The organism is Bordetella genomosp. 6 (assembly GCF_002119705.1).
Lineage (GTDB): Bacteria > Pseudomonadota > Gammaproteobacteria > Burkholderiales > Burkholderiaceae_B > Bordetella > Bordetella bronchiseptica_F.
Map to the genome: position 1 here is coordinate 4,548,214 of NZ_CP021107.1, position 25,297 is coordinate 4,573,510.

General features: G+C 66.7%; 26 protein-coding genes. 17 read left to right on the forward strand and 9 right to left on the reverse strand.

Translation table 11 applies throughout. The annotated features are described in order from the left end of the window. Nucleotides 1-8 precede the first annotated feature (8 nt). The 6 genes from CAL11_RS21390 to CAL11_RS21415 form a co-directional block, all read right to left on the reverse strand. On the reverse strand, nucleotides 9-464 hold the full coding sequence (locus CAL11_RS21390) for a MaoC family dehydratase (protein ID WP_033462873.1): 456 nt from the start codon (nucleotides 462-464) through the stop codon (nucleotides 9-11). Nucleotides 465-502: 38 nt separating this feature from the next. Further along, nucleotides 503-1,390 (reverse strand): HpcH/HpaI aldolase/citrate lyase family protein, encoded by an 888-nt coding sequence (locus CAL11_RS21395; protein ID WP_086094186.1) that lies wholly within the window; start codon nucleotides 1,388-1,390, stop codon nucleotides 503-505. Nucleotides 1,391-1,646: 256 nt separating this feature from the next. Continuing rightward, the gene (locus CAL11_RS21400; protein WP_086094187.1) at nucleotides 1,647-3,410 is read right to left on the reverse strand and encodes an FAD-dependent oxidoreductase; all 1,764 of its coding nucleotides are present in this window, start codon (nucleotides 3,408-3,410) and stop codon (nucleotides 1,647-1,649) included. 17 nt (nucleotides 3,411-3,427) lie between these two features. After that, on the reverse strand, nucleotides 3,428-4,000 hold the full coding sequence (locus CAL11_RS21405; protein WP_086094188.1) for a nuclear transport factor 2 family protein: 573 nt from the start codon (nucleotides 3,998-4,000) through the stop codon (nucleotides 3,428-3,430). 2 nt (nucleotides 4,001-4,002) lie between these two features. After that, nucleotides 4,003-4,986: a Bug family tripartite tricarboxylate transporter substrate binding protein gene (locus CAL11_RS21410; protein ID WP_086094189.1), complete on the reverse strand. Its 984-nt coding sequence runs from the start codon at nucleotides 4,984-4,986 to the stop codon at nucleotides 4,003-4,005. Between the two features lie 187 nt (nucleotides 4,987-5,173). Continuing rightward, complete coding sequence (locus CAL11_RS21415; RefSeq protein ID WP_086094190.1) at nucleotides 5,174-5,980, reverse strand: enoyl-CoA hydratase/isomerase family protein; 807 nt, start codon at nucleotides 5,978-5,980, stop codon at nucleotides 5,174-5,176. 159 nt (nucleotides 5,981-6,139) lie between these two features. Between CAL11_RS21415 and CAL11_RS21420 the strand changes: the two genes are divergently transcribed. The 8 genes from CAL11_RS21420 (at nucleotide 6,140) to CAL11_RS21455 (ending at nucleotide 13,725) form a co-directional block, all read left to right on the forward strand. Further along, complete coding sequence (locus CAL11_RS21420) at nucleotides 6,140-6,748, forward strand: DUF4286 family protein (protein ID WP_244172862.1); 609 nt, start codon at nucleotides 6,140-6,142, stop codon at nucleotides 6,746-6,748. A 71-nt stretch (nucleotides 6,749-6,819) separates the two neighbouring features. Continuing rightward, nucleotides 6,820-8,484, forward strand: a complete 1,665-nt coding sequence (locus CAL11_RS21425) for an ATP-dependent acyl-CoA ligase (protein ID WP_244172863.1) — start codon at nucleotides 6,820-6,822, stop codon at nucleotides 8,482-8,484. A gap of 17 nt (nucleotides 8,485-8,501) precedes the next feature. Beyond that, nucleotides 8,502-9,254, forward strand: coding sequence for an SDR family NAD(P)-dependent oxidoreductase (locus tag CAL11_RS21430; protein WP_086094192.1), 753 nt, complete (start codon nucleotides 8,502-8,504; stop codon nucleotides 9,252-9,254). Between the two features lie 11 nt (nucleotides 9,255-9,265). Further along, a complete protein-coding gene (locus tag CAL11_RS21435) occupies nucleotides 9,266-10,423 on the forward strand; it encodes an acyl-CoA dehydrogenase family protein (protein ID WP_086094193.1) in 1,158 nt (385 codons plus the stop codon). 63 nt (nucleotides 10,424-10,486) lie between these two features. Next, nucleotides 10,487-11,254 carry an SDR family NAD(P)-dependent oxidoreductase gene (locus tag CAL11_RS21440; RefSeq protein WP_086094194.1) on the forward strand — a complete coding sequence of 256 codons (768 nt, stop codon included), beginning with the start codon at nucleotides 10,487-10,489 and terminating at the stop codon, nucleotides 11,252-11,254. Nucleotides 11,255-11,259: 5 nt separating this feature from the next. Next, nucleotides 11,260-12,051 (forward strand): maleate cis-trans isomerase family protein, encoded by a 792-nt coding sequence (locus CAL11_RS21445; RefSeq protein ID WP_244172864.1) that lies wholly within the window; start codon nucleotides 11,260-11,262, stop codon nucleotides 12,049-12,051. A gap of 40 nt (nucleotides 12,052-12,091) precedes the next feature. Beyond that, nucleotides 12,092-13,291 (forward strand): thiolase family protein, encoded by a 1,200-nt coding sequence (locus CAL11_RS21450; RefSeq protein ID WP_033462896.1) that lies wholly within the window; start codon nucleotides 12,092-12,094, stop codon nucleotides 13,289-13,291. Next, nucleotides 13,288-13,725 (forward strand): Zn-ribbon domain-containing OB-fold protein, encoded by a 438-nt coding sequence (locus tag CAL11_RS21455; protein WP_086094196.1) that lies wholly within the window; start codon nucleotides 13,288-13,290, stop codon nucleotides 13,723-13,725. Before CAL11_RS21450 ends, CAL11_RS21455 begins: the two co-directional genes overlap by 4 nt. 19 nt (nucleotides 13,726-13,744) lie before the next feature. Here the strand turns inward: CAL11_RS21455 and CAL11_RS21460 are convergent, their stop codons facing one another. Then, nucleotides 13,745-14,488 (reverse strand): TetR/AcrR family transcriptional regulator, encoded by a 744-nt coding sequence (locus CAL11_RS21460; RefSeq protein WP_086094197.1) that lies wholly within the window; start codon nucleotides 14,486-14,488, stop codon nucleotides 13,745-13,747. 277 nt (nucleotides 14,489-14,765) lie between these two features. On the opposite strand from CAL11_RS21460, the gene CAL11_RS21465 reads away from it, so the two are divergent. From CAL11_RS21465 to CAL11_RS21500, 8 genes are read left to right on the forward strand one after another with little or no spacing between them, the layout of a single operon-like run. After that, nucleotides 14,766-16,055 carry an ABC transporter substrate-binding protein gene (locus CAL11_RS21465; protein ID WP_086094198.1) on the forward strand — a complete coding sequence of 430 codons (1,290 nt, stop codon included), beginning with the start codon at nucleotides 14,766-14,768 and terminating at the stop codon, nucleotides 16,053-16,055. 56 nt (nucleotides 16,056-16,111) lie between these two features. Beyond that, entirely contained in the window at nucleotides 16,112-16,954 is an 843-nt protein-coding gene (locus CAL11_RS21470; protein WP_230590290.1) for a branched-chain amino acid ABC transporter permease, read from the forward strand. A 28-nt stretch (nucleotides 16,955-16,982) separates the two neighbouring features. After that, on the forward strand, nucleotides 16,983-18,008 hold the full coding sequence (locus CAL11_RS21475; RefSeq protein ID WP_244172865.1) for a branched-chain amino acid ABC transporter permease: 1,026 nt from the start codon (nucleotides 16,983-16,985) through the stop codon (nucleotides 18,006-18,008). 1 nt (nucleotide 18,009) lies between these two features. Next, complete coding sequence (locus CAL11_RS21480) at nucleotides 18,010-18,723, forward strand: ABC transporter ATP-binding protein (protein ID WP_033462906.1); 714 nt, start codon at nucleotides 18,010-18,012, stop codon at nucleotides 18,721-18,723. After that, nucleotides 18,716-19,450: an ABC transporter ATP-binding protein gene (locus CAL11_RS21485; RefSeq protein WP_086094200.1), complete on the forward strand. Its 735-nt coding sequence runs from the start codon at nucleotides 18,716-18,718 to the stop codon at nucleotides 19,448-19,450. Before CAL11_RS21480 ends, CAL11_RS21485 begins: the two co-directional genes overlap by 8 nt. 2 nt (nucleotides 19,451-19,452) lie before the next feature. Beyond that, a complete protein-coding gene (locus CAL11_RS21490; protein ID WP_086094201.1) occupies nucleotides 19,453-20,277 on the forward strand; it encodes an alpha/beta fold hydrolase in 825 nt (274 codons plus the stop codon). Continuing rightward, nucleotides 20,278-20,520, forward strand: coding sequence for a hypothetical protein (locus CAL11_RS21495; RefSeq protein WP_086094202.1), 243 nt, complete (start codon nucleotides 20,278-20,280; stop codon nucleotides 20,518-20,520). Between the two features lie 29 nt (nucleotides 20,521-20,549). Continuing rightward, the gene (locus CAL11_RS21500) at nucleotides 20,550-21,932 is read left to right on the forward strand and encodes an FAD-dependent oxidoreductase (RefSeq protein WP_244172866.1); all 1,383 of its coding nucleotides are present in this window, start codon (nucleotides 20,550-20,552) and stop codon (nucleotides 21,930-21,932) included. Nucleotides 21,933-22,028: 96 nt separating this feature from the next. On the opposite strand, the gene CAL11_RS21505 is transcribed toward CAL11_RS21500, so the two are convergent. Both CAL11_RS21505 and CAL11_RS21510 read right to left on the reverse strand, forming a co-directional pair. Further along, the gene (locus CAL11_RS21505; RefSeq protein ID WP_033462915.1) at nucleotides 22,029-22,367 is read right to left on the reverse strand and encodes a glycine zipper 2TM domain-containing protein; all 339 of its coding nucleotides are present in this window, start codon (nucleotides 22,365-22,367) and stop codon (nucleotides 22,029-22,031) included. A 167-nt stretch (nucleotides 22,368-22,534) separates the two neighbouring features. Further along, a complete protein-coding gene (locus tag CAL11_RS21510; RefSeq protein ID WP_086094204.1) occupies nucleotides 22,535-23,551 on the reverse strand; it encodes a LacI family DNA-binding transcriptional regulator in 1,017 nt (338 codons plus the stop codon). 168 nt (nucleotides 23,552-23,719) lie between these two features. Here CAL11_RS21510 and CAL11_RS21515 point away from each other — a divergent pair, with 168 nt between their 5' ends. Further along, nucleotides 23,720-25,276, forward strand: coding sequence for a class I adenylate-forming enzyme family protein (locus CAL11_RS21515; RefSeq protein WP_086094205.1), 1,557 nt, complete (start codon nucleotides 23,720-23,722; stop codon nucleotides 25,274-25,276). The last annotated feature ends 21 nt before the right edge of the window (nucleotides 25,277-25,297 follow it).

Sequence of the window (25,297 nt, forward strand, 5' to 3'; positions counted from 1 at the left end):
CGACGGCATCAGGCGGCGGGCTTGAGCATCATCAGGCCCGTGCGCACCGCCGTGCACACGATCTCGTCACGCTGGTTCCTGGCCACGTGCCTGAAGGTGACGATGCCGGAATCCTTGCGGCTCCTGGACAATCGGGTTTCGAGAATCTCGGTCTCGACGCGGATGGTGTCGCCGTGGAAGGTGGGCTTGGGAAACGCGATCTCCCCGAAGCCCAGGTTCCCCAGCGTGGTACCCAGCGTGGTCTCGTAGACCGTGATGCCGGCCACCAGCGCCAGCAGGAACATGCTGTTGACCAGGCGCTGGCCGTAGATGCTGTTCGCGCTGTACTCGGCATCGATGTGCAGCGGCGCGCAGTTGTAGGTCATGGCCGAGAACAGCACGTTGTCGGTCTCGGTGACGGTGCGGCGGATGGCGTGTTCGACCACCATGCCGGGTTTGAAGTCTTCGAAATACAGGCCTGCCATATGGATCTCCTGGGTATGTCGGGTTGTGGCGGCGGGGTTCAGCCGTTGAAGGCCTTGGCAAGCGCAATGACCTCGTGCGCGGTCTTGACGTGGGCGATGTCGATGTGTTCGCCGTCATACATGACCGATGCACGGCCCTGTGCCTGGGCGGCGTCGAGCGCGTCGATCATCCCCTGGTAGTACGCCACGTCCTCGGCCGTCGGCGTATAGGTGCGATTGATCGTTTCCACCTGCATCGGATGCAGCGCCAGCTCGCCGGACATGCCAAGCTGGCGGTCGAAGGCGGAAGACCTGGCCAGCCCCTCCAGGTCCTTGATCTGTTGCCAGATGCCGCCGATGGCCTGCTTGCCCGCCGCGCGCGCGGCCATGACCACGCGGGATTTCAGGTACTCGGTTTCGCGGCCTTCCGGCGTCCAGACGAACTTCAGGGCGCGCCCCATGTCGGCGTTCTTGGCCGTGGCGCCGACGATGCCGACCACGCGCGGCATCTGCGCGATCTCGTAGCACAGCTGCATCGAGCGCGCCGTCTCCAGCAGGGGAATCAGGCCGATGGAGCCCAGCGGCAGATTGGCGCGCGTTTCGGCCTCGGCGATCATGCTCGAGGCCATGTACACGTCTTCCGGCCCCCAGGGCTTGGAGATGACGATGCCTTCGACGCCGGGCAGCGCCACGGCAAGCAGGTCGTCCAGGTCATAGATGTGCGCGCTGCGGTTGATGCGCACCCATATGCGCTGGCCCTGGGCGATCAGCGCGGGGATTTTCCGCGCGACCAGCTCGCGCGCGGCCAGCTTCTCGGCCGGCGGCACGCTGTCTTCGAGATCGAGAATCAGTGCGTCGGCCTTGGCTAGCGCAGCCTTGTCGAGCATGGACTCCTTGTTGCCGGGAACGAAAAGAAAGGAACGGATAGGCTTTACTTGCGTCGTCATGTCCACCTCGACTTGGGGGTATCGATCAGGTTCAGTCGGCCGCCAATCTACCAACTGGTAGTTAGCTGCCTAACAACAGTTAGTTAGTTTGACGACGAAAGCGCGGGCCCGAAACTAGGGTTTTCACTGAGTGAGGGACGTCGGAGGCCCGCATCGTGCGGCGGGCGCGGGGCGCCGCGGCGCCCCCTCGTTCAGGCGCCGGACCAGGCCTGGCGACGCAGGCCCGGAAGGTCGCAGCAGCGTGCGACCGCCTGGATCAGCCTGGGCGGCCGGCGTCAGGGCTGGCGGCGGCCCGGGCGGCGATATATCCGAAGGTCAGCGCGGGGCCGATGTTGATGCCCGCGCCGGGATAGTTCCCGCCCATGATGCTTTGCATATCGTTGCCGGCGGCGAACAGCCCGGCGACGATCCGTCCGTCGCCGTCCAGCACCCGGGCGTGTTCGTCGGTCGCCAGTCCCGCGAAGGTTCCGATGTCGCCGATCAGCAGCTTCACCGCATAGAACGGCGCGCTGCGTATCTCGGCCACGCACGGGTTGCCGGCGTGGCCGCCGTCGCCCTGGAAGCGGTTGTACCGGGTGCTGCCCTTGCCGTACTCCTGGTCGATGCCGCTCGGCGCTCCCGCGTTGAATCTCGCCAGCGTCTCGGCCAGGTTCGCGGCGTCGATTCCCGCCTTCGCGGCCAGGTCCGCGATCGACTCGCCCCTGATCAGGTAGCCCGACTTCACGTGCTTGCCGACGGGAAACGGGAAAGGCTTGACGAAGCCCAGCCCATAGCGCCTGAGCGCGCGGCGGTCGCAGATCAGGAAGATGTCGCCGTCGCTGCCCGACTTGATGTACGCACGGCCGAAGTCATGGTACGAGTGGGATTCGTTGACGAATCTCTTTCCATTGCGCAGCACGGCGATCATTCCCGGTTTGGCCCGGTCGATCACGTGCGGGAAGGCCGCCGCCTCCCGCCCGGGCATGGGGACCAGGGAGACCGGCATCCAGGCGGCATTGTCCGGCAGCTGGTTGCGCACCACGCCGCCCGCCGACATGCCCAGCCGCAGGCCATCGCCGGCGTTGCTTGCGATGACCGGCGTAGCATGCGGGCGCCCCGCCGCCACGTGCCTGAAGAGCTCCTGCTTGAACGCCGCGTCGTTGGAAAATCCCCCGCATGCCAGCACCACCCCGCGGTCGGCCCGGACCAGCCGCGCGGGCTTGCCGTCGACGCTGACCCACGCCCCCGCGATGCGGTCGCCGTCGCGCTCCAGCCTCTCCACCCGGGTGGAGACGCTGAACCTGACGCCGGCGTCCATGGCGCTGTTTATCAGCCTGGCCGCCAACGCATTGCCGTTGGCAAGCCGGGTTCCGCGCCGATAAAGCAGCAGGTCCCGGCAATGGGCGGCAAGGCGTTTGGAGACGATACAGGCGGATTTGACGGACCGGGTAGCGTTGAAGAAATGGCCCAGCTCGGTGCCGGATCCGATGTTCAGGCCAAACAGCGTGGTTTGCCGCAAGGGCCGGCGCAGCAACTTGATATGCTTGCCCAGCAGGCGCGCGTCATAGGGTTGCGCGACGATGGAGCGCCCCATGGCGGCGCCCGGGGCTTCGGAGTGGTAGTCGGGAAACGTCGGCGACGCGAGAAACCTGACCTCGGTGGCATCCTCCAGGAAGGCAACCATCTCGGGGCCGTGCTTCAGGTAGGCCTCGACGTGAGGCGCGGAGTAGGCCTCGCCCAGCTCGTGCCTGAGATACGTCACGGCCTGCTCCGTGGAGTCCTCCACGCCGGCGCGGCGCGCGACCGGGCTGCAGGGAATCCAGGCCCAGCCGCCCGATACGGCGGTCGTGCCGCCGAGCACCGGGGTTTTCTCCACCACCAGCACATCGAGCCCCAGCTTGCGCGCGGTGATGGCGGCGCTCAATCCGGCCGCGCCCGAGCCGATTACCAAAAGGTCTACCTTGTCTTCCGTGGTCATGCATTCCTCTGCCAATGACGGACTCCGGCCCTGCCCCAGCATATCCTGGCGCCGGGCGGCCATGCAGGCCTTGCGTGCGCCTATGGCGCGTCCGGAAGCAGGTCCCGGCGTATCTTGAAGTACATGTCGTGCCGGTCGCGGGTGGACCAATGATTGGCGGGATTGCGCCCCGATGGCGGCTGCTGCGGCGCAAGCACCGACTCATAGACATTGGTTCGTTCGGCGACGCGCCAGTCCGGCCTGGCCGCGAACACATCGATGTACCTGCCCAGCACGATCAGGTTGGCGCCGCCGCCAGCCTGGCCATCCAGCCACAGCGCCCTGGCCTCGCGCGCCTCGCCGTCCAGCGTGAAGTGGGCCTGGTAATAGGTTTCCACCAGGGCCCTGCGGCCGGGCAGCCATTCGACGAGCGAATTGCCGATGAAATGCATCGACTGATGGATCGCTGCATGGCGTCGCGCGATCCATTCGATCATCCCGTCTATGCCGCCCTGGTATTCGCCATGATCGTCGGTGGCGCCTTCATGGAAGGCGGCCCGCACCGCGCCCCAGTCCTTGCGGTCGATGGCGCGGGCGTATTTCAGGATGACGTCCTGGATTGCCATCCTGTCGCGGATCTCATCGATGCCGCCCGCCATGGGATCGTCTTGCATGGTCAGAGCGTGCCGTACAGTCCGGCTTCCCTCACCGCCTTGCCCCATTTTTCCAGCTCGGCCTTCTGGTAGGTCGACAGGGCCTCTCCTTCGAGGGGGAAGGTTTCTATCCCGAAGGTGGTGACAAAATCGCCCACATACTTGCTCTTGGCCGCCTTGCGCAGCGAATCCGTGAGGATCTGCGTCACGTCGGCCGGCGTACCCTTGGGAACATAGGCGGCGAACCAGCCCGCGATATCGACATCGGCGAGGCCGTATTCCGCCAGCGTGGGAATGTCGGGATAGGCGCTCAGCCTCGTGGGCGCGAGCACGGCGAGGGGCCGCACGCCTTTCGAGAAGAACGGCTGGATCGACGGCATGTCCGCCGCGATCATGTCGACCAGCCCGCCCAGCATGTTCGACATGGCGTCATTGAGCGACTTGTACGGGATATTCAGGTAGTCCACGCTCGCCGCCTTGGCCACCATCTGGCCGGCCATTTTGGTGGTGGCGGTGTAGCTGGCATAGGTATGCTTGCCGGGGTTCTTCCTGGCGGCCTCGAGAAAGTCGGCGGCCGTACCTTGCGGGAACGACGGCCCTACCGCCATGACCAGGGTCGTTTTCATGGTCCCGACCAGGGGAATGAAGTCGTTGATCGGATCGTAGGCCAGCTTCTTGAAGATATGCGGGTTCACGACCTGGGTCGACAGGGAGGTGAACAGAATCGTGTATCCGTCAGGCGCGGCGGTTTTCGCCGCCGAAACCCCGATGACGCCATCGGCGCCCGGCCGGTTTTCCACCACCACGTTCGCGCCCAGATCCTCGGACAGCGCCTGCGCATAGGCGCGTGCGCCCGCGTCGAAGGAGCTGCCCGCCGTGAAGGGTACGATCAGCCGCACCGGCCTGTCCTTGCTCGGAAACGGCGCGGCGCCGGCATGGGCGCACAACGCGGAAAAAGCCAGCGCGGCCAGCGCAGGCACGGCCCGCCGGAAAATCGAACTCCCCATCTCAACGTCTCCTCGTGGATCTTTCGCAGACCATCATTTGTTGGCGCCGGGTGCGGCCGGCCCCATCCGGGGCCGGCTTTCCAGGCGAGGCGAATTTATCATGAAATTGAATGGCTAGTCATTCAATTTTGTGTATCTACCCGCCATCCTGCTCACGGGCGATGGCAATGCATGGCCGCGCCGTGGCTCAGGGCAGCCGGGCGGATGGAAAATCGGGAGTCCGCTTGTTGCGCACCGCGTCCAGGCCCTCGCGGGCATCCGCGCCAAGGAATCCGAGCATCTCGATGCCGAGCGACGCATCGAAGATCGGACCGGCCATATGCATCCAGTTGTTCAGCGCCTTCTTGGTGCCGCGGATGGCGGTCTGGCTGCCCCGCGCCAGCTTGGCGGCAATGTTCATCGCCCGCGCCATGAGTTCGTCGCGGGCGACGGCGAAGGTGACCAGGCCCAGCCGCTCCGCTTCCTTGCCATTGATGAAGTCCGCGGTCATCAGGTAGTACTTGGCCTTGGCCATGCCGCACAGCAAGGGCCAGACGATGGCGGCGTGATCGCCGGCGGCCACGCCGATACGGGCATGGCCATCGGTGAACGTCGCGTCCTCGGCAATGACGCTCACGTCGGCCAGCAGCGCGACCGCCAGGCCGGCGCCCACCGCCGTGCCGTTGATGGCCGAGATGATCGGCTTCTCGCAGGCGAGCATGTTGTAGACGATATCCGCCACTTCCTTCATGACGGCCGTGACCACCTCCGGATTGCCGATCATGCCTTCGATCCATTCCAGGTCGCCGCCGGCCGAGAAGGCCCGGTCGCCGGCGCCGGTCACCACCACCACCTTCACGCTGGCGTCGTCGTTGATCACGTTCCACAGCTTGCTCAGTTCCCAATGCAGGCGCGCATTGGTGGCGTTCATTACGTCGGGGCGATTCAACGTGGCCAGCAGCACGCCATCCGGGCGGCGGTCGAAGTCGATGTGCTTGAAGTCGTCGTAGTTCATATCAGCCTTGATCGTGGTTCCAGGGAAATATCCTGTTGACGGGCAAAAGGGTGTCACGTAAGCTAAATGAACATTCATTCGATGTCAATTTCAAGCGCACGGACAACGGCGGGGGAGTCGCAACCGACTATGAACAGCAAGGGCTTTCTGATGGTGACCATGGAACCGCCATCCGCCATGGACGAAGAGTTCAACGAGTGGTACGACACCGAACACCTTCCCGAGCGCGCGGCCGTCGACGGCTTCGAGACGGCCCGGCGATACGTGTGCCTGGACGGGTTTCCGCGCTATATGGCGGCGTATGACCTGAGCTCGCCTGCCGTGCTGGAAGGCGCGTCCTATCGCAACATGGCGGGCGAGCGCTTCAGCCCGTGGTCCCAGCGGATACTGCGCAAGGTCAAGGGCCTGTGGCGCGTCACCGGAGAACAGATCTACCCCGGCCAGGCGCAAGCCTGCCAGGCGCCGCGCCTGCTGCTGCTGCACTACCGCGGCATCGCGCAAAGCGCGGCCGCCGCGCTGATCGACGACCTGCGCGCCACCTACGAACCGCACGCCCAGGTCAGCCAGATGAGGGTCATCCGCTACGAATCCGGCGCCGGCGAGCCGCCCGGCCATGTCGCGCTCGTCGAAGGCAAGGGCAGACTGAGCGCCTTGCGCGGCCCCGCCCTGGAGGGGGAAAACGGCCGTTGCATCGTGGTGGCAAACGAGTACGCTCGATACTGGGCATATGCGCCCAATCCCGTGCTGGGCAAAGTGCTGGACGACTGACCGCGGCGCGCGGCCCCGGCGGACACATCGAAACTCGCATTGGTTCAAACATGGCTCAGGAAAATAATCGAATGACTGATCATTCAAAACATCCGCTCCAATTCGGATTCCCGCTTGGCGGCGGCCTGGCTGCCCCCTCGGAAGATCCGCTACCGCTTGGCGAACGGGTCGCGGCGAAGATTCTTGCCAGGCAGGCCGAAGCCGCGCCGGATCGGCCCTTTGTGCACTTCAACGGACAGTGGCTGACCTACTCGGAAGCCGACCGGCGCGCCAACCGGGCCGCCCACGCGCTGGCCGCCGCCGGCGTCAAGCAAGGCGATCGCGTCGCCATCGATCTGCACAACCGCCTCGAGTATCTGGACCTGTGGTTCGGCCTGTCCCGGCTCGGGGCCGTGCAGGTGCCGATCAACACGGATTACCGCGCTCCGCAGATTGCCCATACCTTCAAGCGCTCGGGAATCGACGCCGTGGTGGTCCAGGCCGCCCTGCTGCCCGAGCTGGAAGCTGCGCTCGAAGGCCTCGACAGCCGGCCGGTGCTGCTGTTGCTGGACGCGGACCCGGCGCAGGCGGCCGCCACCCGCGGGCTCGATTACGCCGAGCTGGTCGCGGGCGCCTCCGACGCCCCGGTGCCGGGCTGCGCCGATGTCGGCGGCGCGGACATCGGCGCGGTCATGAACACCTCCGGCACGACCGGCCCGTCCAAGGGCGTGCTGCTGACGCACGCGCAGCAATACATCCTGGGCCGGATGATGGCCGCGGACATGCATCTCGGGCCGGACGACGTCTACTACAACTACTTCCCGCTGTTTCACAACACCGCGCAGGCGATGCTGACCATCCCCGTCATGCTGGTCGGCGCCCGCATGGTGCTGACCGAACGCTTCAGCGCATCGCGTTTCTGGCCCGAGGTGCGGGAGCACGGCTGCACCGCTTTCTACTACATCGGCGAGATCCTGCACATCCTGTTGAAGTCGACCACCCAGGCGGACAGCAAGGGATCGACCTTGCGGGTCGGCTGGGGCATCGGCGGGGCCGCCGACGACCTCGTGGCGTTCCGCGAGCGCTTCGGCGTCGACCTGCGTTCCGGCTATGGATCCACCGAGGCCAACGTGCCCTGCTACGTGCCGCACGGATCGGCCAAGGCCGGCAGCGCCGGGCGTGTCGCGCCCGGGTTCGAGATACGCATCGCCGATGAGCACGGCCAGGCCCTGCCCGCCGATGCCGTGGGCGAGATCCTGGTGCGGGCCGCCGAGCCCGGCGCCCTGATGGCCGGCTACGACGGCGATCCGGCGGCGACCGTCGCCGCCTGGAAAGACCTGTGGTTCCACACGGGCGACTCCGGCAAGCTGGACGCCGACGGCGACCTCTACTTTACCGGCCGCATCAAGGACGCGATCCGCGTGCGGGGCGAGAACGTATCCGCTTTCGAGGTCGAGCGCGCCATCAGCGAGGACGCCGCCGTGCTCGAGGTGGCGGCGATCGCGGTGCCATGCGAGCTCGGCGGCGACGACGTGAAGATCGTCGTGGTGGTGCGCGACGGCGCGCAGCCGGATCCCCAGGCGCTGGTCGAGCACGCGCTGGCCCGGCTGCCCAGGTTCGCGGTCCCGCGCTATGTCGAGTTCGTCGACGCCCTGCCCAAGACGCCCACCAACAAGGTGATGAAGCACGTCCTGCGCGCCCAGCCGTTTACCACCAATACATGGGACCGCCTGCAAAAGCCGCGGTCCGGCACCTGAATCCAACGGAGACAGTTTTGTTCGATTTGAGCGGAAAGACCGCCCTCGTCACCGGGGCAAGCCGTGGCATAGGCCAGAATGTCGCGCTGTGCCTGGCGCAGGCGGGCGCGAACGTCGCGCTGTGGGGACGCGACCAGGCGGAGCTGGAGCAGACCCGCGCCCGCATCGACGAGTACGGCGTGCAGTCCACCATCGATGCCTTCGACATTACCGAGGCCGAATCGGTGCGGCGCGCCACGGCCCAGGCCATCGAGCGCTTCGGCCACCTGGACGTGCTGGTCGTCAACGCCGGCGTCAATGTGCTGCGTCCTTTCCTGGATTGGACGCCGCAGCAGTGGGACCACATGATCGGCGTGAACCTGGTCGGCGCGATGCACACCCTGCAGGCCGTCGGCCGGCACATGACCGAGCGCAAGCAGGGCAGCATCATCACCATGTCGTCCATCTACAGCCACGTCGGCGCGCCCGACAACAGCGTCTATTGCCTCACCAAGGGCGGCTTGCTGCAGCTGACGAAAAGCCTGGCGATGGAATGGGCCCGCCACAAAGTGCGCGTCAACGCGATTTGCCCGGGCTGGATAGAAACCGACCTGACCGCGCCGTACATGCAGGACGAGCAGGTGCGCGCCGCCGGGCTGAAGCAGATCCCCCTGCGCCGCTTCGGCCAGCCCAGCGACATCGGCCCGATCGCCGTCTACCTGGCCTCCGACGAGGCGCAATGGACCACCGGCCAGAGCTTCGTGGTCGACGGCGGGCAGATCGCCCGCTGAGGAGCCGAGCCATGTCCATTGCAACCTCGAACCTGCCGGGCGTGAAAGAAGAGCACGAGCTGCTGCGCTCGCAGGTGCGGCGCTTCGTCGAGCGCGAGGTCATCCCCCATGCGGATGCGTGGGAGCGCGACGGCCAGACGCCGCGCTCGGTGATCCGGCGCATGGGCGAGCTGGGCATGCTCGGCATGCGCTTTCCGGAAAGCTACGGCGGCGCCGATGCCGACACCACCGCCTCGGTCGTGTTCGCCGAGGAACTGGGCCGCAGTACGTTCGGCGGCTTCTCCATCACCATCCTCACCCAGACCGATACCGCTTCGCCGCCCATCGCCGCGGTCGGGACGCCGGAGCAGAAGGCGCGCTATCTGCCCGCCATCGTCCGCGGCGATTGCCTGGTCGCCATCGCCATGACCGAGCCCGACGTGGGCTCCGACATCGCCACGCTGCGCACCCGCGCCGTGCGCGACGGCGACGCGTGGGTCCTGCACGGCGCCAAGACCTTCATCACCAACGGCGTGCATGCAGACCTTTACGTAGTGGCCGCGCGCACCGATCCGTCGGCCCGCCCCTCGCAGGGCGTTTCGCTGTTCCTGGTGGACAAGGGGACACCCGGACTGAGCGTGGAGCGCCGGCTGGACAAGATGGGCTGGAAAAGCTCCGACACGGCGCAATTGTCTTTCGACGGCTGCCGGGTGCCGGCCGATGCCTTGCTGGGCGAACCGAACCGCGGCTTCGCCGCCCTGATGAAGAACGTCCAGAACGAACGCCTGGTCCTGGCGGCTCAGGCCCTGGGGGAATCCCAGGCCGCGATCGCCCAGACGCTGGAATACACCAGGCTGCGCAAGGCCTTCGGGGCCAGCTTGTGGGACAAGCAGGCCATCAGGCAGCGCCTGGCCATGCTGGCGGCGCGGGTCGAAAGCGCCCGCCACTTCGTCTACAGCGTCGCCGCGCTGGACGCGCGCGGCGTGGAATGCGTCAAGGAAGTCTCGATGATCAAGGCCTTGTGCGGAGAACTGGTCAACGAAGTCATGGACGACTGCGTGCAGTTCCACGGCGCGGCGGGCTACATGCAGGGCACGCCGATCGAACGCATGTACCGGGATGCCAGGGTGCATGCCATCGGCGGCGGCGCCACCGAGATCATGCTCGAGGAAGTGGCCAAACGGATGTAATCGCAGCACATATGGACACAGCGTGCCGGTGCACGGAATAGCAAACCAAAAAGGAGCAAGACCATGTCGCAGGACTTCAACGATAAAGTAGTGCTGTTGGGCGGAGCCTCGGGCGGAATCGGCCTGGCGGCCGCCAGGATGATGCTGGAGCGCGGCGCCCGCGTCGCCCTGCACTATCGTTCCAGCGCCGACGAGCTGAACAGGATCGCCGCGCAATACGGCGACGAACGCGTGCTGCTGGTCAAGGGCGACCTGACGCGGCGCCAGGACGTCGCGGCGATCGTCTCGGCCACCGTCGAGCGCTACGGCAAGATCGACGCGTTCATGAGCACGGTGGGCACGGCGCTGCGCATCCTGCCCTTTCTCGAAACGTCGGAAGACACGGTCGACCTGACCATCGCGGTTGAACTGCGCAGCGTGATCGACTCCGTGCGCGCGGTGCTGCCGGAACTGATCCGCAACGGCGGCGGCCGTATCGTGATCATCGGCTCCGATTCGGGCAAGGTGGGCACCAGCGGCGAATCGGTTTCGGCCGCCTGCCGCGGCGGGGCCATCGCCTTCGCGAAATCGATCGCGCGCGAATATGCCCGGCACAACGTGCTGGCCAACGTCGTTTGCCCGGGCCCGACCGATACCGGCCTGTGGGACGACCTGGTGAAGAACGACGAATTCGGCGGCAAGATCGGCAACGCCATGGTGCGGGCCATTCCCCTGCGCCGCACCGCCCGGCCGGAAGAGGTGGCATCCGCGGCGGTCTTCCTGGTGTCGGACGAGGCATCGTTCATTACCGGGCAGGCCATCAGTGTCAGCGGCGGCCTGACCATGTGCTGACCGCCATGAACACGCCGGCCCACACATTGATGTCCTACGACGCGGCGCTGCGCCGCCTTCCCGGGCAGCTTCGCACGCCCGAGGCGGCGCGTACGCGGCTCGGGGTGATCCTGCCCAGCGTCAATACCGTGGTCGAGCCCTGGTTCACCCAGGCCGTCGCGCCCGACGTCCGCGTGCACGCGACCCGCATGCTGCTGGCCAGCGAGGTCACGGCCGAGGCGTTGCGGCGCATGGACCACGAAGAAGGGCTGGACGCGGCGCGGCGCATCGCCAGCTGCCGTCCGGACGCGATTGCCTACTGCTGCACGGCGTCCAGCATCGTGCAGGGGCTGGATTACGACCGGCGCCTGCGGCAATCGCTCGAGGAAGCGACCGGCAGGCCGTGCTTCACGGCGGTCGGGGCCATCATCGAAGCATTGCAGGCATGCGGCGCGCGCAAGATCGCCATCGCGTCTCCTTATACGGACGCGATCGATCATGCCGAGAAGGCGTTCTTCGAGGAGGCGGGCTTCCAGGTACTGAACGCCGCCAACCTGAATATCGCCGACTCCTTCGCGCTGGCGTCGCCAGACGCGCGCCAGATGTACGAGCTGGCGCAGCGCGCCTGGCACCCCGACGCCGACGCATTGCTGATCAGTTGCCTGAACATGAACGCCCAGCAAGTCGTCGGCCTGCTGGAGCAGCAGCTGGATCGCCCGGTCATCACCTCCACCACCGCCACGCTTTGGAAGCTGTTACGCAGCGCGGGCCGCGCAGACCGGGTACCGGGCTATGGCCGCTTGCTGGCCGGGCACTGAGCGGCGGGACAACGAGCAAGGGACAACAAGGAGCTTCGAATTGAAAGTCGGCATCGTGGGCGTAGGCCTGATTCCATGGCGGGTTCGATACGCCAACAAGACATATTATGAGCTGGCCCTGGACGTGACCAAGGCGGCGCTCGAGGACGCACGCCTGTCTTCCAGCGACGTGGATCACGTCGTCTGGGGGCTGTCCGACCTGATGGTGGCCTGGGTACGGCAATGCTGCCCGAGCACCACCATGCAGGACTACATCGGCATGGCGGGCAAGTCCTCGGTGCACGTCAGCGCGGGCGCGGTCACCGGCGCCATGTCGGTGCGGCAGGGCATGATCGAGATCATGTCCGGCATGTCGGACGTGACGCTGGTGGTCGGCTCCGGCAAGGGCATGGACCTCTGGGACCCGGAACAGAACAAGCGCTCCTCGGCTTTCCTGAAGGCCATCATGCTGGACCTGGACACCAACTGGGAAGCCCCGGTCGAGCCGCTGGCGGCGGCCAACTTCGGTTTCGCCGTCCAGGCGCATATCGACCGGTACGGCGCGCCCACCGAACAGCAGATGGCCAAGGTTTCGGTCAAGAACCACCGCAACGCGCTGGGCAATCCGCTGGCGCAAAGCGGCATGGAACTGACCGTCGACGAGGTCATGAACTCGCGGCGCATCGCCGGCCCCATCAAGATGTTCGACTGCTGCCTGTACAGCGAAGGCGCGGCGGCGCTGATCCTGGCCTCCGAGGACCGCGCGCGCGAGATCTGCGACGATCCGATCTGGATCGAGGGCGCCGGCGCGTCCAACCTGCGCAGCTATATGCCGGACTTCGACAACCTGGGCCGGCTGCTCTGCCAGCAGCAGTCGGCGCAGCGCGCCTATTCCATGGCGGGCATCAGCGATCCCCGCAAGCAGCTCGATTTCATCGAAACGCACGACCTGCTCAGCGGGGTCGAGCTCATGAGCTATGCCGAGCTTGGCCTGTGCGAGCCGGGGCAAGGTGGCCGGTTGATCGACGAAGGCTACACCGAACGTTCCGGCCCCATGCCAGTCAACCCGTCCGGCGGCATGATCGGCTGCGGCCACGTGGCCGGCTGCTCGGGCATCTCCCGCGTGGGCGAAATCGTGCAGCAGCTGCGCGGCCGCGCGGGCGGCACGCAAGTACCGATCAACCAGGGACGAGCGATCTTTTCAGCCATCGGCGGACCCGGCATTTCGCAGAGCTGCACCATCGTATTGGGGAAATCATGAACGAGACGGACATTTTCGAAGTGGAGCTCGAGGACGTCTACCGGTACCGCCTCAGCTACGGCGGGCAATCCGCGTACTTCCACGGGCTGCAGAACAAGACGCTGATCGCCAGCCGCTGTTCGGGCTGCGGCTTCGTCTGGCTGCCGCTGCGCCCGATCTGCTCCAAATGCTATGCCGCCGCCACCGACCATCCGTTAAGCGGCAAGGGCGAAGTCATCACCACGATCGTGCTGCCGCAGGCGCCGGCGCACCTGGCGCACCTGGACGCCGTGATCGCCACGGCGCTGGTGCGGCCCGACGGCGCCGACACGTGCATCAAGGCCTTCATGGTGGTGGACGAGAACGGGTCGCCGCCGGGCACGCGCGTCCAGGCGCGCTATCTATCGGAAATCCGCACCATCGCCGATTTCTACTTCGTGCCCGAACCGGCATAGGCGGCAAGCCGCGCCGGCTTCAGGCGGCGCGGCTGCGCCGGGCGCGCTTTTTCGCCTTCGGCGCGGAAGCCTTTTCGGCGTCCTCGGCGTCGGGGTCGCCCGCGATATCGGTGGCGCAAAGCTGGCCGGCGCGGCGCAATTCTTCATACCGGCTGGTGCCGCGCGGCAGCAGCAGGCCCGCCCAGGGCGCGTGGATGGCCTGCTCCAGATACTCGTCGAGCGTGACGATCTGGCGCAGGCGCCAGTGCTTCAGCGGCCATGCGTGGGCCGCGACAATGATGCGGTAGACCAGCAGCTCTTCATGGGTCTGGGCCAGGTAGCCCGCGCGGATGCAGTCGGTGACGCACTCCGTGATCAACTGGTTGGTTTCCAGTTCGAGTTCTTTCATCTGCTCGATGTACTCGGGCTTGAGCGATTTGGTTTCGCGATAGGTCAGCAGCACCGCCTGCTGGTTCGCCGCGATCACGCGCGTATAGGCGTCGATGGCCCGGTACAGGCGGGCGATCGGATCTTCGACCCCCTTCAGCGCCAAGGGCATTTCTTCCTTGTTGCGCTGGACGATATGCTGCAGCGCCAGGAACAGCAGGTCCTGCTTGTCCGATACGTACTGGTACATCAACCCGGCGCTGACGCCGGCCTCGTCGGCGATGTCCTTGACCGTAGCCGCGTGATACCCCATCCGGGAGAAGAGCTTGATTGCTGCCTTGACCAGTTGCGCGCGGCGCCTTGTCACCAGAGGGGACTCATCGACGGTCTTTTGCATTTTGATATGGAACTCCTGCAGCCGGCTCGAAGGCGCCGCTGTAACCCGAAAGCCCGGCGCGACGGCCACGGCCGATCGCGCCAAGGCACGGACGCATTATGAACCAATGTTCATCCAAATGCCAAATTGATACCGGATTTTCTCGATCCGGGGCCTCCGGTTCGGGATTTCCACTAGCTCTTTCCCCTGATTTGCCAATTGACAGGCTTTCGGCGGAGCCCAATAATGAATGAATGATCATTCGATAACATTCCAAGAAACCACGAGAGGGCTCAGGATGAGAGACAAATCCCCCGGCGGCCAACGGCCGGTCGACGCGCACGTGAACCAGACACGCCGGCGCCTGGCGCTGGGCACCGGCGGCCTGGCCGCCGCGATGGCCTTTCCCGCCATCGTGCGGGCGCAACCCAAGCGCATCCCGATCGCCGTCGTGGCCGGCCTGACCGGCCGCGCCGGCCCCTGGGGCATCCCCGTCAACGATGCCGTGCGGCTCGCGGTGGAGCAGATCAATGCGGCAGGCGGCATCAAGTCGAAAGGCGGCGCGCAGATCGACCTGATTTCCGTCGACCACCAAAGCAACCCGCAGATGGCCGGCACGCAGACCGAACGCGTAATACAGGTCAACAACGTGCTGGCGGTGATCGGCAACGTCACCAGCGGCGCAACCATGGTCGGCAGCGCCGTCGCGGAAAAGTCCCGCACCCCCATGGTCAGCACCGACCTCGGCGATTCGCTGACCCAGCGCGGGATGAAGTATTTCTTCCGCATCGGCGCCAAGGCCAGCCATCTGGCCACCACGGCCGTGGACTTCTCCGAAGCCATGATCAAGGCCACCGGCACCAAGCCGCGCAAGGTCGCCACCATGGCCGACGACTCCACCTTCAGCCAGGACGCCATCCAGGGCGCCATCGCGCGCATCAAGAAGACGGATTGGGACATCCAGGAGAACGTCTCCTTCCCGGCCGGCAAGGTCAGCGACTTCCTGCCCGTCCTGCAACGGCTGAAGCTGTCCGGCGTGGACCTCATCTTCCACGCCCTGTTCGCGCCCGACGGCATACAGATCATGCGGGCCATGAAGACGCTCAATTACGACCTCATGGCGTCGGTGCACATCGCCGGGGCGCCGTACACGCCCGAATATGTCGAGAACCTGAAAAAGGATGCCGCGTTCGTCACCGATGCGGTGGGCTTCGTTCCCGAGCTGGTCGCCAACAACCCGCTGCTGGCCAACTACGCCAACGCCTACAAGGCCAAGTACCGCCGCGACCTGGACGACCAGGCCTCGCTCGCAGTGACGTGCGTGGGCGCGCTGTACGACGCGCTGGAGCGCGCCTCGGACCTCAGCCGCGAGGCGCTGACCGAAGCCCTGCGCACCACCGACCTGCAGGCGGGCGGCAACCCGTACGTGCTGCGCGACGGCGTCAAGTTCGACCAGGCGGGCGACAACGTCCGCGCCAAAGGCCTGGTGATGCAGCTGCTCGACGGACAGCAGCGCATCGTGTATCCGGCCGACATCGCCACGACCAAGCCGGTCTGGCCGATGCCGCCCTGGTCCAAGCGAACCTGACAACCCTTTTACGCCCGGTCTCCATGATGTTCCTGACTCTGTTATTGGTGGGTCTCGTGAGCGGCGTGCTGGGAGGGCTGATACTGGCCCTCCTTTCCACCGGCTTCAACCTGGCCCTCGGGGTGTCCCGCGTCGTGAACTTCCAGCACGGCGCCGTGGTCCTGTGGTCGATGTACGCGGCCTATGTGCTCTGGGAAGCTACCGGCATCAATCCGTACCTCGGCCTGCTGCTGATCGTGCCGGTGGCTTTCGTCATCGGCTACTTCCTGCACCGCTGGCTGATCAGCCGCTCGCTCCAGACACCCGAGGACAGCCAGATCCTGTTCTCCATCGGGTTGCTGATCGCCTTCCAGTACCTGGCCCAGTTCGTCTATTCCACGGACGCCCGTTCGCTTACCGAGGCAAGCCTGCAGCACTCCCTGATCGTCGGGCCGGTGATCCTGCAATACACCCAGCTCGCCGCCGCCGCCGTCTCGCTGCTGGTGCTGGTGCTGCTGCACCTGATGCTCACGCGCACCGACCTGGGACGCAAGCTGCATGCGTGCGCCCAGAACCCCGTCGGCGCGCGGGTGGCGGGCCTGAACGTCGAGCACCTTTCGGCGGTGGCGCTGGGCATCGCGGCCGCATGCGCGGCGGTCAGCGGCACCGCCCTGGCCACCATGGCGCCCATATTCCCGGAACGCGCCTTCGAGTACTCGCTGGCCGCGGTGGTCGTGTCGGTGCTCGGCGGGATGGGCAGCATGAGCGGCAGCATCCTGGGCGGACTGATCGTGGGCGTCATCATCGCCGTCTCGCAGGTCACCGGCCATGGCGATCTGGCGCTCGCCATCGTCTACGCGCTGGTTTTCCTGATCTTCCTGGTTCGCCCGACAGGGCTGATCAGTGCGGTCAAACGTTGAGCACGCAGGGAAATCCATGTTCTCCAAATTGACAGACTCATTCCGGCAGCAGGGAACGACACTCTGGTTCATTGCCGCCCTGGTGGTCGTCGTGGCAGCGGTCGCCGCCCCGTGGATGAATCCGTACTACACCCGGGTCATGACCATGGGCCTGATGTGCGGCTACCTGGCCGCCAGCTGGAACCTCATCGGCGGCTATGCCGGCCAGATGTCGCTGGGCCATGCGCTCTTCTTCGCCATCGGGTCCTACTCGGTCGCGCTGCTCGCCCGCATGCCGGACGTTCCGTTGGTCGCCGCGTTTCCGCTGGCCATCCTGGTATCGGTCGGGCTGGCCTGGATCATCGCCACCATATGCTTTCGCTACGCGCTGCGCGGCATCTACTTCGCCGTCGGCACCCTGTTGCTGGCGGAGATCGCCCGCATCCTGGTCATCAACAGCGATGCGCTGGGACGCTCGCAAGGCCTGCAGATTCCCGGCATGCAAGGCGCCCTGAACTTCAGCTTCGGCTCAGACCTGCCGTTCTTCTACATCTTCCTGGGCATATCCATCGCCCTGGCGCTGGGCAGCCTGGCGCTCGAACGCTGCAAACTGGGTTACGACCTCGTGGCGCTGCGCGAGCAGGAAGAAGGCGCGCAGGCATTGGGGGTGGATGTCGCCGCGATCAAGCGGCTGGCGTTCGTCATCAGCGCCGCGCTGACCTGCGTCGGCGGCGTCATCTACGCCGGCCTGGTCAGGTACGTCGAGCCGGGCTACGACCTGTCGCTGTCCATCACGCTGTTCATGGTCATGGGCGCGGTGCTGGGAGGACGGGGCACGGCCCTGGGGCCGTTCCTGGGCGGCATCGTGATGGTCATCGTCCAGGAGACGCTGATCACGGTCGGCAGCGCATTCGGCACGACCTCCGTGTCGGCGCTGGCGCAAATGATCTACGGCCTGTTCTTCGTCGTCATCCTGCTGGTTTTCCCGCGCGGCATTGTCGGCCAGCTGCTGCACCGGCGCGTCGACCGCAAGGCCACGCGCCTTCCCGCCAGCGCAACCCCGGAGGCGTCCTGACATGCTGAACGTGGAAAATGTCAGTGTCCGGTTCGGCGGGCTCGTGGCGGTCGACAGCATCTCCTTCGCCACCGACACCAACCGGATCCTGTGCATCATCGGCCCCAATGGCGCGGGCAAGACGACGCTCTTCAGCGTGCTGTCGGGCTTCCTGCGGCCCACGCTCGGCAAGGTCGGCTTCAACGGCCTGGACGTATCGTCCATGCGCCCGGACCAGGTCGCGCTGGCCGGCATCGCGCGCACGTTCCAGATCGTCAGGCCGTTTCGCGACATGACGGTGCTCGACAACGTCATGGTGGGCGCCTACGCCCGCTGCTCCCGGTACGAAGAGGCGCGCGAGCGCGCCCTGCACATCATCGACGAAGTCGGTCTGCACAGGAAACGCGACTTCCTCGCTTCGTACCTGACCTTGCCGGACCTCAAGCGGCTGGAGGTCGCCAAGGCGCTCGCCACCCAGCCCTCCTACCTGCTGCTCGACGAAGTCATGGCCGGCTTGAACCTGCCCGAGCAGCATGAAGTGGCCACCATGATCGAGAAAATCCACCAACGCGGCGTGGGCGTGCTGCTGGTGGAGCATTCGCTGGCGATCGTCCAGCGCCTGGGGCAGCACGTACTGTGCATGGATTCCGGACGCAAGATCGCCGAAGGCACGGCCAGGGACGTGATCCAGTCGGAAGCGGTCCAGGTCGCGTACATGGGAGTCAGCAATGCCTAGCCTGCTTGAAGTCTCCGGCCTGCGCGCCGGCTACGGTCTGTTCTCGGTGCTGCATGGCCTGGACTTCCACGTCGCCGAACGCGAGGTCGTGTCGCTGGTCGGTTCCAACGGCGCGGGAAAGACCACCACCATGCGGGCCGTCTCCGGGCTGATCGCGCCATCGGGCGGCACGATCCGCTTCGACGGCAAGGATACGACCGGCCTGTCGCCCAGCCAGATGGTGGCGCTGGGCCTGGTGTGCGTGCCGGAAGGCCGCCAGCTGTTTCCCCAGATGACGGTGCTCGACACCCTGCTGGTTGGCGTCTCCACGCCGCGCGCCAGGCAACGGCGCAGCGAGAACCTGGAGCGCGTCTACCAGTTGTTCCCGAAGCTGAAGGAACGTCGCGGCCAATTGTGCGGCACGCTTTCCGGCGGCGAACAGCAGATGGTCGCCATCGGCCGGGGGTTGATGTCGGCGCCGCGCATGCTGCTGCTGGACGAGCCGTCCCTGGGGTTGGCGCCCACCATCGTCAAGCAGCTTTTCCAGGCGATCGCCGGGATCCGCGAGCAGGGCGTGACGGTCTTGATCGTGGAGCAGAACGTGCGCTCGGTGCTGTCCTTTGTCGATCGGGCCTACGTCATCGAGAACGGCTCGGTCGAGCTCTCGGGCTCCGCCGAGGAACTCTCCAACAATCCCAACGTGGTCAATGCCTATTTCGGCATTGGCTCAAAGGAAAGCGTGAACTGACGATGCCCTACGTCCAACTTGCCGGGCCCGGCCGCGCCACCCCGCTTTGCCTGCATTACCGGCGCTTCCCGGGACCGGCCCACGCCACGCCGCTGGTTCTGCTGCATGAGCTGGGCGGCACGCTGGAAAGCTGGGAACCGTTCGCCCAGCGCCTTTGCCGCCGCTACGACGTCTATGCGTTCGACCAGCGCTGCGCCGGGCGCTCCGAACATACGAGCCAGCCGTTCACGCTCTGGGACCTGGCCCAGGACGCCATCGATTTCGCCGACGCCATGAAGATCGAAGGCCGCTTCGCCCTGATGGGCCTGGCCATGGGCGCGGTCACCGCCGCGCATGTCGCCGCCCGGCACGCCGACCGATTGCACGGCCTGGTGCTGTGCGACGGCACCCCTTCCATCGACAGGAACAGCAGCGAGTATCTGCTGGGCCGCGCCGCCAAGGTACGCACCGAAGGCATGCGCGTCGTGGCGGAAACCAGCTATCGCAACGCCTTCAAAGGCCTGCTCGGCCAGGCTGGCGACGACGGCTGGGGCCAGTACCTGGAGCGCTTCATCTGCAATGCGCCCATCTCCTATGCCATGCATTCCGAGGCACTGGCCGCGTTCAGCCTGGACGACGGCGATTTCGCGCGCATTGCGACGCCTACGCTGGTGCTGACCGGCGAACACGATTTCATCTGGCCGCCCGAAACCGGCGCCGCGCTGGCGGCGCGCATCGACGGCGCGCGCTTCGAGGCGGTGGCGGACGCCGCCCATTTCCCCCCGCTGCAGCGTCCCGACGCGGTGGCCGCGCGGGTTGCCTCCTTTCTCGACAGGGACGTGTCATAAATGCAAGCCTTGCCCTTGAATGTTCCCCACTACCCCATGCTGCGCTTCGTTGCGCGGCACGGCCGCAACCTGGTGCTGGCCATCGCCATCGTGTTGCTGGCCGCCGGGGTTGCCATGCTCGTGCAAATGCCCTCGGCCATCCCGGGCGCCATCGCCATCGTCGCGGCCGTCATCGTGTTCGTGATCGGCCGCGCCCTGGTGGAAATGGTCGAGCTGATCACCGATATGCTCCTGCCAAAATGACCCGAACGGATGCAGGTCGGCGCGAGCCTTTGCGTATCGCGGTCATGGGCGGCGGCATCGCCGGCATGGTATTCGCCGCGCGCGCGGCCGAGCTCGGCGGCAAGGTCGTCGTACTGGAACAGGGCGACGACGAACTCTACCGCTGCAATACCCGCTACACGGGCGGCGCGTTCCACCTGTGCTTTCACGACATCGACGAGCCCGCCGAAACGCTGGCCGCGGCCATCAAGACGGCGACCGCGGACTTCGCCACCGACACGCTGACCGAAGCCATCGCCGCCGACGCCCGGCACGCGGTCCGCTGGCTGCAGGACAAGGGCATACGCCTGATGAAGGCGGGGCCCGATGCCTGGCGCCAGCATTTCCTGGCGCCGCCCAGCCTGATGCAGCCGGGCCTGCACTGGCAGGGGCGCGGCGGCGACATGCTGTTGCGCACGCTGCGCCAACGCCTGGAAGCCGACGCGGGCCGCCTTGTACGCGGCGCGCGCGTCACCCGCTTGCTGATGGCGGGAGGCCGCTGCGCCGGCCTGGAATACGAGCGCCACGGCGAACGCCACGCCATCGAGGCCGACTTCGTCATGCTGGCCGACGGCGGCTTCCAGGCGAATATGGACATGCTGCGCCAGTACGTCAGCCCGGCACCCGAAAAGCTGAAGCAGCGCGGCGCCGGCGTCAGCCGGGGCGACGCCATCCGCCTGGCGCAGGAGGCCGGCGCGGCCCTGGTCGGCATGGAGAACATCTACGGGCATCTTCTGTGCCAGGACGCCTTGCACGACGAACGCCTCTGGCCCTACCCCATCATGGATATGCTGGCCGGGGCGGGAATCGTGGTCGGCCAGGATGGCCGTCGCGTGATGGACGAGGGCCTGGGCGGCGTCTACATGACCAACGCGCTGGCCCGCCTGCCGGATCCGCAAGGCACGGTACTGGTGTTCGACCGCGCCATATGGGAAGGGCCGGCCACCGAATTCATCCTGCCGGCCAATCCCTATCTGCCGCTGTCCGGCGGGACGGTGCAATCGGCCGACACGCTGCCCGAACTGGCCGCCATGACCGGCGTCGATGCCGATGGACTATCGCAGACGGTGCTGGCCTACAACGCGGCCCTGGCCCGGGGCGCGACCGCGGCGCTGGTCCCCTCGCGCACCGCCGGCGCGGCGCGTCCGATCGCGCACCCGCCCTACCATGCGGTCAGGCTGGTTCCGGGTATCACATTCACGATGGGCGGCATCGCGATCGACGGCAACGGCCAGGTGCTGCAGGCCGGCGGCGCGCCGGTCCCGGGCCTGTACGCGGCAGGCTGCTGCACCGGCGGTTTCGAAGGGGGAGTCCGCTCGGGCTACGTCGGAGGCTTGACCAAGTCGGCGACCATAAGCTGGCGGGCCGCCGCCCACGCGCTCGCGCAAGCCTGACGACGCCGGGGCCGGCGCCAAGCCGGCCCTGTCGCGCAATGGGTCGGCACGCCGTCCGGAAATCAGGTGCGCGCCTCGAGCCCGAGCGGCCCGCGCTCAATGGCGGCGGTGCTTGTACCGATGCTTGTTGCCGCGGTACTTGTCATGGCCCCGGTAGCTTGCCCGCTTGTAGTCGCGGCCGCGATCGCGGTCCCAATGATGGCGGCGCCCGCGCCGGTCGTCGTCGGTGATGACGTGGCCCAGCACGCCGCCGGCGGCCGCGCCGCCCAGGGTCACCCAGGGGTCGCCGTCGGACAGCAGCGCACCGGCCACGCCGCCCAACCCGGCCCCGATCACCGTATTGCGGCCCTGCTTGTCGGCCAGCGCCGAAGTGCTCAGGCCCAGCGCCAACGCGCCGGCCAGGATCGCTTGCATCACTCGTTTGTTGATTGTCATCGTTGTTCTCCTGTAGCGGGGCGTCCCTGCGACGCGGCCCCGCATCGGGCCGGATGGAGCAAGGCGCCACCGGCCTGGAGGACAAGATACCCGTTCAGGCATGTTTCAGTCCTGCATACAGGGATACGGTACGTATAAGCTGTTTCAATGGCTTTCCGGGCCGATGCTCAGCGCGCCGGGGCCGGCCCGCAGGAACTGCCCAGGATCAGGTCGGAGGGAATGACCACGGTGCGCGCCTGCGGCGGCGCGGTTCTTTCGATGCGCTCCAGGATCAGCTGCACCACGGCGCGGGCGCTGTCCTGGAAGTTGTAACGCAGCGCGGTAACCGGCGGGTACATCAACTCCAGGGTCTGCATGGTGCCTATCGCCACCACCGACATATCGCGGGGAATGTCCATCCCCGCCTCGCGCACCACGTGCACGGCCCCGGACAGCAACTGCGTGCCCACGGCGATGATGGCGGTCGGCGGAGCGTCCAGCCCCAACATGCGCTGCATGGGCTGGCGCGCGGACTCGAGCGACGAATCGGTCAGGTAAACCAGCCTGTCGTCGAACGGCAGGCCGGCCGCCTCCAGCGCGGCGCGGTAGCTGCGCAGCTTGAGCCGGCCCGGACGCACCTGGCTGCCGATGGCGAACAGGGCGATCCGCTGGTGGCCCAGGCTCAGCAGGTAGTCCATGACCTGGCGCATGCCGGATTCGTGGTCTATCAGCACAGCATCGAAATCCGGGCCCATGTCGCGGTCCATGATGACCGTGGGCAGCTTCGTGGTGGCGAAGGGCGAGGCCGCGACGGGATCGTACTCGTGCGCGGGCAAGGCGATGATGCCCTCCAGGCGCCGGTTCTCGAAGAACGCCACCAGCTCCTTGTCGCGCGACCGTTGCTCCGAACTGCCCACCAGCAGGGAATAGCCGGCCGCCTGCGCGAGCCGCTCCACCTCGCTCAGGAGCTGGGCGACGAACGGGTTGGCGATGCTGGGCAGCAGGCAGCCTATCGTGCGGCTGTGGCCGGTACGCAGGTGGCGCGCCGTGTAGTCCGGCTCGTAGCCCAGCCTGGCGACGGCCTGCTGCACGCGCAGGCGGACGTCCGGGCTCGCATAGCCCGAGCCGTTGAGCACGCGCGAAACGGTACTGATGGCGACCCCGGCCGCATGCGCGACCTCGCGCACGGATACTCGTCTCGTCATGGTTTTCCTGGATGAAAACGTTCCATATCATTGTCGATCTTGGCGGACCATCGTAGCATCGTTGATAGGGAAACGTTTTCCTATTGCCGTAGCCGCCGAGAGGAGCAGCGGCTCGGGACGGGCAAGCATCGCGCCCGCACGGCATCGAATCGCGCTCCGGAGACAACCATGCAATTGATCGACACTTTCGATCGAGGCGCCGGCTACGGCCTGGCCGAACCCTGTTTCATCGAGCCCGGCGGGCGCACGCTCAGCTACGGGCAGGTCCAGGACATGTCCCACCGCATCGCCAACGGCCTGCGCGCCGCGGGGCTGGACCGCGACAGCAAGGTCGGCACGCTGTCGGCCAACCACTTGCTCACCTTTCCCGCCACGCTGGGCATCGTCCGCTCCGGCTACATGTGGCTGCCCGTCAACGCGCGCAACGCCGCCGAGGAAAACGCCAATATCCTGGCGCGCGGCGGCTGCGAGTTCCTGTTCATCCACAGCCAGTTCGCCGCCCAGCTGCCCGGCCTGCTCCAGGCCCTGCCCGCCCTCAAGGGCGTGGTGTGCATCGACGGCGCGTTGCCGCGGGCGCCATCCCTGGAGGACTGGATGGCGGGACAGTCCGCCGCGCCAGTCCGCAGCGATGCGCGCACCGACGACGTGGTCGCCATCCGCGGCACCGGCGGCACCACCGGGCTGCCCAAGGGCGTGCTGATCACGCACCGCAACTACCTGGCGCTGCTGGCCAACTGGTACGCCGCCATGCCCGTGCTCGAACGGCCCGTGCATCTGGTCGTGGCGCCGCTTTCGCATGCGGCGGGATCGGCCACCTTTGCCGCCTGCGCCTACGGGGGCTGCAACGTGATCCTGCCCACGGCCGACCCGGCCGCGATCATCGACGCCATCGGGCGCTACAAGGTGACGCAGATCTTCCTGCCGCCGACGGCGATCTACAAGCTGCTGGCGCATCCGGAGATACGCCGGGGCGACTATGCGTCGCTGCGCTACTTCCTGTACTCGGCCGCCCCGATGTCGGTGGACAAGCTGCGCGAAGCGCTGGACATCTTCGGGCCGGTCATGGTCCAGGCCTACGGGCAGGCCGAGGCGCCATTCATGTGCACCGTCCTGAGCGCGGACGAGCACGCCCGCATCCTGCGCGACCCCGCCTTGCAGCACAGGCTGGCAAGCTGCGGCCGCGCCTCCCCGTTCGTGCGCATGGGCATCATGGACGAGCACGGGAACCTGCTGCCGGCGGGCGAGCGCGGCGAAATCGTGGTCCAGGGCGACCTGGTGGCCAAGGGCTACTACCAGGACCCCGCCAAGACCGCCGAGACGTTCAAGCAGGGATGGCTGCACACGGGCGACGTGGGATACCAGGATGGCGACGGCTATCTGTATATCGTCGACCGCATGAAAGACCTGATCGTCTCCGGCGGATTCAACATTTCTCCCAGCGAAGTCGAGCAAGTGCTGTGGGCGCATCCGGCGGTCAGCGACTGCGCCGTGGTCGGCGTGCCCGACGACCACTGGGGCGAGGCCATCAAGGCGATCGTGGAGCTCAAGGCGGGCGCGCAATGGGACGCGGAGCAGGTCCTGGCCTACTGCCGCGAACGGCTGGGCAGCATGAAAACCCCCAAGACGATCGAAGTATGGGAGCAATTGCCACGCAGCTCGGTCGGCAAGGTGCTCAAGCGCGACATCCGCGAGCGCTACTGGAGCGGCCAGGCGCGGCGCGTCTGAGCGCAGGCGCAGCGCCCGGCC